Here is a 7,919-nt window from a genome sequence, read left to right as displayed (position 1 = left end):
CCCGGGCAGCAGCGCGCCGCCGGCCAACAACGCGCTGGCCGACGCCTTCGCCCGGGCCAAGCGCGGCGGCTGAGCGGACGCCCGGCCGGGGGTGATGATGGCTTGACTCCGTTTCCCGTGGAATGCCGGTACGCTGTACCGGCAGCGGGAGGCTGGATGACGGATATTCAGGCAGGCCAACGGGGTCCGGGCCACGACGACGATGCCAGCGATGGCAGCGCGGCGCTGTCGCGCGCGCTCCGTGAGATGACCGAACGGCATCGGCGGCTCGAAATGATCATCGACGGCACCGCAATGGGCACCTGGGAGTGGAACTGCCAGACCGGCCAGCTGCGGGTCAACGAGCGCTGGGCGCAGATCGTCGGCTACACCCGCGAGGAGCTGGCGCCGATCACCCCGCAGACCTTCCTGCGGCTGGTCCATCCCGACGATCTCGCCGGCTCGGACGCGTTGCTGCGCGAGCACCTGGATGGCCGGTCGCCGCAGTACGAAAGCCTGTGCCGGATGCGCCACAAGAGCGGGCGCTGGATCTGGGTCCAGGACCGGGGTCGGGTCTACGAATGGGACGCGGACGGCCGGCCGCTGCGCATGGCCGGCGCGCACGCCGACGTCAGCGACCTGCAGAACGCGCGCGAGGACGCGGCCGACATGCGCCAGCGCCTGCAGGCAGTGGTGGATGCATCGGACGAAGTGGCGGTGATCGCCACCGATCCCGACGGGGTGGTGAACCTGTTCAATTCCGGCGCGCAGAAGCTGCTGGGCTACCGGCCCGAGGAAGTGATCGGCCGGGTCGATCCCGGCCTGTTCCACGATGTGCTGGAGATGCAGGACTTCCTGCAGCCGCTGGCCGATGCCGACGGTCGCGAACCCACCGTGTTCCAGGCGCTGACCGCGCACGCCGCGCATGGCACCTGGTCACACCAGTGGACCTTCGTGCGCAAGGACGGCGAACACCGGCAGGTGCGGCTGTCGATCAGCCCGTTGGATTCCGGCAACGGGCAGCGGCTCGGCTATGTCGGCATGGCCGTGGACATCACCCCGCTGCTGGAAATTCGCGAGCAGGCCTTCGTGTCCGCCGAGAAGTTCGCCGGCGCCTTCAATTCGGCGGCGCTGGGCATGGCGCTGGTGTCGCTGGAAGGCCGCTGGCTGGATGTCAATGACGCGCTCTGCGGCATCCTCGGCTACACCCGCGCCGAATTGCTCGACATCGATTTCCAGACCCTGACCCATGCCGACGACCTGCATGCCGACCTGGCCCTGGTCGGCGACCTGCTGGCGGGCCGGCGCGACCATTACCACATGGACAAGCGCTACCTGGGCAAGGGCGGCAACGTGGTCTGGGGCCGATTGTCGGTGTCGCTGGTGCGCGCGCCGCACGGTGAACCGCTGCATTTCGTCTCGCAGATCCAGGATGTCACCGCACAGCGGCTCAGCGGGCAGCAGCTGCGTGAGTCGGAACAGCGTACCCGGGTCACGCTCGACGCGGTGGCCGACATGGTGCTCACCCTGGACCTGCAGGGCCAGGTCCAGTACGCCAACGCCGCGGCCACCCGCGCGCTGGCCGGGGAGGGCGCCACGCCGCTGACCGGCAGCCAGGTTCAGGAAGTCATGGAGCTGACCACCGAATACGCGCCACGCTCGCCGCTGGACCTGGCCGTGCTGCTGGATCCGGACAGCAATGCGGTGGACCTGCACTCGGACCTGCTGCTGTCGGTCGGTGCCCGCCTGGTGCCGGTCGATGTGACTCGGGCCTGGCTGCAGGACGGCGACGGGCGGGTCAGCGGCGCGGTCTGGGTGATTCGTGATGTGACCCAGCAGCGCGCGCGACAGCGCGAAGCGCGGCACCTGGCCGAGGTGGACCCGCTGACCGAACTGAGCAACCGGCGCGGCTTCGAAGCGCACCTGCAGCAAGCGATCACCCGGGTGGCGCGCACCGGGCAGTCGGCGTCGCTGATGTTCATCGACCTGGACAACTTCAAGCCGATCAACGACAACCATGGCCACCTGGCCGGCGATGCGATGCTGTGGGCGGTGGCCAACGTGCTGCGCAACGGCGTGCGCGATTCGGACGTGGTTGCGCGGGTGGGGGGGGATGAGTTCGCGGTGATCCTGGCCGGGTGCTCGCTGCGGCGCGCGCGCCGGATCGCCAGCGACCTGCTCGAATCGGTACGCACGCTGAGCGTGCCGTGGAGCGCCGATCGGCTGCAGGTGGGCACCAGCATCGGCATCGCCGCGATCCACGGCGGCATGAGCGTGGACGAAGCGGTGGCCGCCGCCGATGCGCAGTGCTACCGCGCCAAGGCGCTGGGCCGGAACAACGTGCAGGTGGAAGCGCCTGCCCATGGCGGTGCCGAGCCGCTCGATCCGGGCGACGGCGACCTCGACGCCGAGATCAGCGAGGGTGGTCCGGGCTGAACCGGTCAGTTTTTCGCCGTGCCGCCGATCACCCCTGCACTCAAGCGGGCCGATGCCGGGTCGATACCCTTCCGCAGCCAGTGCGGCGGCACGCGCAAGTAAATGCAGGAACCCGGGTGGGACTGGGCTGCGTAATTACTGGCGATAATGTGCTGGACAGATTCGATGCAGTATCAATTCCTGCAACAGGGTGCTGGGCAGTCCCCACCGTCCAGCACCCCGTCGCGAGGCGTGCTGATTCTTACTGTTTGGATTTCCTGCTCGCTACGTAAAGTTGGCCAAATCATGGGAAATACACCATGACCTTCAGGCGTGCACGCCTGTCTTCACGTGCCGTAGAGTAACCCCCGCCCGCACGGCGAGGCTCAGGACGATTGCCTTCGACAAACATCGCCTGATTAACTCCACGACCCTTGGACCACATGCCTGCGCTGATATTTTCGGACTTCGAGGCATATTCAAATTCCGTCAAGGGCATCGACGGCGAGATGCGGGTGACCGGTCGCGGCGACGACGCCTGGCTGTTGAATTGCCTGGAACTGGGTGAGGCCACCCTGCTGCATGGTATCGATGGCGCGCCGGTGCATTATCACGGTGCTCCGCACGACCGCCACTTCGGGGTGTACCTGGCGCTGCCCGGGAGCCAGACCACCCTGGATGGCCAGCTGCTCGGCGAGGACAGCTTCACCTGGCTGGCGCCACGCGTTGAGCTGCACGGGTTCACCCGGGTGCCGGCCCGGTTCCTTGGGATCGACCTGGGCGAGCGGCTGTTGATGGAGCAGGCGGCGCGGGTCGATGGCCTGGACGTGCCGCGCCTGTACCGCACGGGCACGATCACCACGACAGCGGCGATGGTCGGGCACGTCACCGCGATGGTGCAGCGGGCGTTCGACGTGCGCGAGGCCAGGCCCGACGCCTTCGCCGAGGCCGGGCCACGGCAGGCCTTCGCGGCCCAGCTCGCGGCGGCGGTGCTGCAGTGCCACCGGCACTCCACCGGTGGGTCCGGCCCGGCGCGGCGAGGGCGCCCGCCGCTGCCACGCCGGGAGATCGTGAGCCGGGGCGTGCAGCATATCCAGCGCAGCCTGCGCGGCGAGGCCGCCTTCCAGGACATCGCCTTCGCGGTGGGCGTTTCGCAGCGCTCGCTGAACCGCGCGTTCGACGATCTGTACGGAATGGCGCCGCACCATTTCTACCTGATCGAGCGGCTGCACGCGATCCGGGGCGAGCTGCGCTCGGCCCGCACAGGGGATACCGTAACCAGCATCTGTTCGCGTTTCGGGGTCTGGGACCTCGGTCGGATGGCCGCTCAATATGCACGCATGTTCCATGTGCAGCCGGCCCAGGAGCTGGCGCGGGCGCTGGGGGAGAGGTGCGCGGGGCGCCGGGCGGGGTCGGGGCGTCGTCGTTGATCCCGCCGGTATTAAAGTTTTTCCGTTGACCGCCGCTTACTGAGGGCAACCTGTTGTATCGCTTTACCCCACGGAAGGAACGTCAGCCCCCAGGACGGTCTTCGTGAGTCCCCAAGCGTACTGCGTACTTCGTCGGGCATCGGGCCCGGCGCAGCCCATTGAGCTTGTTGGAACCGAGGAAACATCGATGACCACCGCAGCCATTCAGCCACCGGCGGCCGCTCGCAGCAGCGATTCCGCAACCGCCTCACTCCTGCGCTCGCTGGGCGCCCTGGCGTTCAGTCCGCGCGCGACACGCCAGACGAACGCGGCCCTCGCCCAGCGCAATGCCGAGCTGGAGGCGCAGGTCGCCGCACTGCACCGTGTGCAGGCGGTGATCGAGTTCGACCTCGAAGGCACCATCCTGCAGGCCAATGACAATTTCCTGCAGACGCTGGGCTATACGCTCGAGGAGATCCGCGGGCATCACCATTCCATGTTCGTCGACCCCGAGCACGCACGCAGCAGCACCTACCGCGAGTTCTGGGCCCGACTCGGTCGCGGCGAATTCGATGCCGGGCAGTACCGGCGGCTGGGCAAGGGCGGTCGCGAAATCTGGATCCAGGCCTCGTACAACCCGGTGTTCGACAGCACTGGCCGGCCGGTGAAAGTGGTGAAGTTCGCCACCGACATCACCGCCCAGCAGATGCAGGCCGCCGATTTCGCCGGCCAGCTCGCCGCGATCAACACCTCGCAGGCGGTGATCGAGTTCAGCCTGGACGGGCGCATCCTGTCCGCGAATGAAAACTTCCTCTCGACCATGGGCTACAGCCTCGAGGAAGTGCGCGGCCAGCACCATTCGCTGTTCGCCGATGCCGAGTACGCACGCAGTGACGCGTACCGGCAGTTCTGGCAGAAGCTGGGGCGTGGCGAGTTCGACGCCGGCCAGTACCGGCGGCTGGGCAAGGGCGGCCGCGAGGTGTGGATCCAGGCGTCCTACAACCCCATCTTCGACATGAACGGCAAGCCGTTCAAGGTGGTCAAGTACGCCACCGACATCTCCGCCCAGGTGCGCGATGCGCAGGCGCTGGCCGCTGCCGTTGCACAGACCCGCGAGGTGGTGAGTGCCGCGCAGGCCGGCGATCTCAGCGGCCGCATCGACACCCACGACAAGAGCGGGCAGATCGCCGCGCTGTGCGAAGGGATCAACGCCATGGTCGAGACCATGGGCAGCATGATCGGCCAGATCCGCGTTGCCGCCGATGCCGTCGCGCTGGGCGCCAGTGAGATCGCGGTGGGCAACAGCGACCTGTCCGCGCGCACCGAGCAGCAGGCCGCGTCGCTGGAGGAGACCGCGGTGTCGCTGCAGGGCCTGACCAGCACGGTGCTGCAAAGTGCCGACAATGCGCGCCAGGCCAGCCAGCTGGCGGGAGGCGCGGTGGAAGTGGCAGCGCAGGGGGGCAGGGTGGTCAGCGACGTCGTCGCCACCATGGCGCTGATCAACGCGTCCTCGCGCCGCATCGTGGACATCATCGGGGTCATCGACGGCATCGCCTTCCAGACCAACATCCTGGCCCTGAACGCAGCGGTGGAGGCGGCGCGCGCCGGTGAGCACGGGCGCGGCTTCGCCGTGGTGGCGGCCGAGATCCGCTCGCTGTCGCAGCGTTCGGCCGGCGCGGCCAAGGAGATCAAGCAGCTGATCGACGACTCGGTCGACCGCGTGGGCACCGGCACCGCCCAGGTCGAAAGTGCAGGGCGCACGATGGAAGAAATCGTCGCCAGCGTCCGCCGCGTGGATGAACTGATCGCGCGCATCAGCACCGGCGCACAGCAGCAGAGCGACGGCATCGTGCAGATCAACCAGGCGGTGGAGCACATCGACCAGAGCACGCAGCAGAACGCGGCGCTGGTGGAAGAAGCCTCCGCAGCGGCACGCAGCATGGAGGAGCAGGCGACCCAGCTGTTGCAGACCGTGGCCGCGTTCCGCGTCGACGGCGCCGTAACCCAGGCCCTGCGCCACGCGGCGCAGTCGGGTGGGCCGGGCGCGGGGCCGGTGCTGCGGCTGGTGTAAGCCCGAAAAAGCAGAAGGCCAGATCTTTCGATCTGGCCTTCTGGATTCCATGGTGCCGAAGGTGGGACTCGAACCCACACGCTTTTAAGGGCGGCGGATTTTGAGTCCGCTGCGTCTACCGATTCCGCCACTTCGGCTGGCTGGCCGCGTAGTGTATACAAACTCGGCGGGATTGGGGAGGCCTGAACGGTTCACTCGTGCCCCGGCCTTCATGGGGACGCGACGCTATACTGACAGCGCTGAACCATACAGGGAAACGGGATGAACGCGCTGCAGGGCCTGCGGATACTCGTGGTCGAAAACGACGAGATGAGCGCAACGCTGCTGGAAATGCAGTTGGCGCAATCGGGCGCGATCGTGGTGGGTACCGCGGCGACGGTGGCCGACGCGCTGCGCCTGGTGGACACCGCCTCGCCGCAGATCGTGCTGCTGGATTACCGCCTGGCCCACCACGAAACCAGTGACCCGGTCGCCGAACGGTTGGCCGCGCAGGGGCTGCCGTTCGTGGTGGCCACCGGCATGGCGCCGCACGAGTTGCCCGACGCGTTCCGTGCCGGCGTGGTGCTGGTCAAGCCTTACCTGACCAAGGAACTGGAAGCGGCACTGGCCAACGCGCTGCAGGATCATCCGGTCGCGAGCTGACCGCACGCGTCAGGCGGCTTCCTGGTAGCCGAGCTGCACCGGTTCGCGGTCGTCGAGTATTCGATACAGTGCGGCCAGGTCGCCTGGATCGGGATTCAACCACGCATCCAGGTTCTCGCGCCGGATCGGCACGATGCAGCGGTCGTGGCCCGCCGCCGCCACGTCCCGTGGCGGATCGTCGGTGATCGCGGCGAACGACAGCAGGCGTCCTTCCGGGCCTTCCCATTCGGACCAGAGGCAGGCGATCAGCAGGTCGCGCGGCGGCTGCGGGCGGAATTCCAGCACCACGTTCTGCGCGCCTTCGCCGGGTGCCAGCGTGCGTTGTTCCAGTGCATGGCGCGGGACGTGTTCGTAGAACGATTGCACCACCACCACGCCATGGTGATGGCCGAAGGCGTTCTTCCAGTACGCCTCCAGGCTGTCGCGGCGCGCGTTGTAGGTGCCGGGGTAGAGCGTGTCGTTGCGCGCCGGTTTGTCCGGCAGCCGGCACTGGTAGCGCATCGGTTTGATCACGCGCTGGCCCTGCTCGGAGACGATCACCGGTGCATACACGCCCGGGAAGATGCGGCTGTCGCGTGGCAGCAGGCCGCTGCGGTGCAGGTCGGCCAGGCGCGCCTGCGCGCGGTCGATGCGGTTGCCGGCAATGCGGATCTCGTTGCGCGCTTTCTGGGTCGGGCGGTGGGCCAGGCTTTCCTCGGCCTGCTTCAGGCGCGCGCCTTGGACGCGCAGCTCTTCGTCCAGCGCGTGCATTTCCTCGGCATGCCACTGCTGGATCCTCGCCACGATGTCCTGGCCGAGCGGCGTGCGCGCGCCCGCGAAACCATCGTCCATCGCCTTGGGGGTTTTCGGACGCTGCTTACCGGGGTCGTGCGCGTAGAGCTGGGCGAACTCGTCCAGCGACAGGGTGGCACCGAATTCACGGACCAGCTTGGTGTAGTCGGCGCGGATCTGGGCGGAATAGCACATGGGCGTAGGCTACCAAAACAAAAAGCCCCGACCGGAGTCAGGGCTTTCTGCTTCTGTAATTGGCGTCCCCACGGGGATTCGAACCCCGGTCGCCACCGTGAAAGGGTGATGTCCTAGGCCTCTAGACGATGGGGACGCACGAAAAACTGAATTGTATTCACTACCTTCCAATCGGCCTAAGGATTGGAGTGGTGGAGCCAGGCGGGATCGAACCGCCGACCTCCTGCATGCCATGCAGGCGCTCTCCCAGCTGAGCTATGGCCCCACGATGATGCTGCGAGCCGCCTATCATATCGGCTGTGTTTAGAAATGCAAACAGATTTTTGCCGAGCCCGGTTGCGCGCACAAAAAACCCCGGCATTGCCGGGGTTCTCTGCGTTATTGGCGTCCCCACGGGGATTCGAACCCCGGTCGCCACCGTGAAAGGGTGATGTCCT

Annotated in this window: 5 protein-coding genes and 3 tRNA genes; 4 read left to right on the top strand and 4 right to left on the bottom strand. The window is 67.4% G+C overall.

Features of this window, described 5'->3' with window-relative positions:
* Nucleotides 1-156: 156 nt before the first annotated feature.
* From RWO33_RS17665 to RWO33_RS17655, 3 genes are all read left to right on the top strand, one after another.
* Complete coding sequence (locus RWO33_RS17665; RefSeq protein WP_314106494.1) at nt 157-2,415, top strand: PAS domain S-box protein; 2,259 nt, start codon at nt 157-159, stop codon at nt 2,413-2,415.
* A gap of 422 nt (nt 2,416-2,837) precedes the next feature.
* Nucleotides 2,838-3,824, top strand: coding sequence for a helix-turn-helix domain-containing protein (locus RWO33_RS17660; RefSeq protein WP_314106493.1), 987 nt, complete (start codon nt 2,838-2,840; stop codon nt 3,822-3,824).
* 187 nt (nt 3,825-4,011) lie between these two features.
* Nucleotides 4,012-5,874, top strand: a complete 1,863-nt coding sequence (locus tag RWO33_RS17655) for a methyl-accepting chemotaxis protein (RefSeq protein ID WP_314106492.1) — start codon at nt 4,012-4,014, stop codon at nt 5,872-5,874.
* Between the two features lie 50 nt (nt 5,875-5,924).
* Here RWO33_RS17655 and RWO33_RS17650 read toward each other — a convergent pair.
* A tRNA-Leu gene (locus tag RWO33_RS17650) sits at nt 5,925-6,011 on the bottom strand.
* Between the two features lie 124 nt (nt 6,012-6,135).
* On the opposite strand from RWO33_RS17650, the gene RWO33_RS17645 reads away from it, so the two are divergent.
* A complete protein-coding gene (locus tag RWO33_RS17645; protein ID WP_314106491.1) occupies nt 6,136-6,516 on the top strand; it encodes a response regulator in 381 nt (126 codons plus the stop codon).
* Between the two features lie 9 nt (nt 6,517-6,525).
* On the opposite strand, the gene RWO33_RS17640 is transcribed toward RWO33_RS17645, so the two are convergent.
* From RWO33_RS17640 to RWO33_RS17630, 3 genes are all read right to left on the bottom strand, one after another.
* The gene (locus RWO33_RS17640) at nt 6,526-7,482 is read right to left on the bottom strand and encodes an SOS response-associated peptidase family protein (protein ID WP_314106490.1); all 957 of its coding nucleotides are present in this window, start codon (nt 7,480-7,482) and stop codon (nt 6,526-6,528) included.
* A 60-nt stretch (nt 7,483-7,542) separates the two neighbouring features.
* Nucleotides 7,543-7,618 (bottom strand) — tRNA-Glu (locus RWO33_RS17635).
* Nucleotides 7,619-7,671: 53 nt separating this feature from the next.
* Nucleotides 7,672-7,747 (bottom strand) — tRNA-Ala (locus RWO33_RS17630).
* Between the last annotated feature and the right edge of the window lie 172 nt (nt 7,748-7,919).

Origin of the sequence: uncultured Stenotrophomonas sp., from assembly GCF_963519925.1 — a bacterium.
Classification (GTDB): Bacteria; Pseudomonadota; Gammaproteobacteria; order Xanthomonadales; family Xanthomonadaceae; genus Stenotrophomonas; species Stenotrophomonas maltophilia_AE.
Note: the sequence above shows the minus strand (reverse complement) of the source record. Positions and strands in the feature narration are given on the sequence as shown.

Coding starts and splice junctions, on each gene's coding strand:
- RWO33_RS17645 (WP_314106491.1), top strand. CDS start 6,136: ATGAACGCGCTGCAGGGCCTGCGGATACTCGTGGTCGAAAACGACGAG.
- RWO33_RS17665 (WP_314106494.1), top strand. CDS start 157: ATGACGGATATTCAGGCAGGCCAACGGGGTCCGGGCCACGACGACGAT.
- RWO33_RS17660 (WP_314106493.1), top strand. CDS start 2,838: ATGCCTGCGCTGATATTTTCGGACTTCGAGGCATATTCAAATTCCGTC.
- RWO33_RS17640 (WP_314106490.1), bottom strand. CDS start 7,482: ATGTGCTATTCCGCCCAGATCCGCGCCGACTACACCAAGCTGGTCCGT.
- RWO33_RS17655 (WP_314106492.1), top strand. CDS start 4,012: ATGACCACCGCAGCCATTCAGCCACCGGCGGCCGCTCGCAGCAGCGAT.